Source organism: Mesorhizobium sp. M7A.F.Ca.CA.002.15.2.1 (genome assembly GCF_003998715.1).
In the GTDB taxonomy this organism is placed as follows: domain Bacteria; phylum Pseudomonadota; class Alphaproteobacteria; order Rhizobiales; family Rhizobiaceae; genus Mesorhizobium; species Mesorhizobium ciceri.
In genome coordinates, this window is sequence record NZ_RZPI01001307.1 from 1 (window position 1) to 378 (window position 378).

A 378-nucleotide genomic window follows, 5' to 3' on the forward strand; every position below is an offset into this window, starting at 1 on the left:
CATATGGAGCGCGCCATTGAGCAATCCGAATGGAAAGCGTTTCCGGAGCGGCTGGCGCAGTCGAAGGCCGGCGGAAAAATCCGCGGTCTCGGCATGGCGACCTATATCGAGGCCTGTGCCTTTCCGGGCTCGGAGCCGGCCTTCGTCGAACTCAATGGCGACGGCACGGTGACGCTGAAGATCGGCACCCAGACCAACGGACAGGGACACGCCACCGCCTATGCGCAGTTCCTGTCGGAAAAGCTCAATCTCGACATCGACAAAATCCATGTCCGCCAGGGCGATACCGATGAATTGAAGGCCGGCGGCGGCACCGGCGGCTCGCGCTCCATTCCGCTGGGGGGTGTGTCGGCTTCCCGCGCGGGCGAGGATCTGGCC

The 378-nt window shown here is 64.0% G+C and carries 1 protein-coding gene; it reads left to right on the forward strand.

Features of this window, described 5'->3' with window-relative positions:
- A partial coding sequence (locus ENZ74_RS34280; RefSeq protein WP_164761529.1) for a molybdopterin cofactor-binding domain-containing protein occupies positions 1-378 on the forward strand: 378 nt, incomplete at both ends.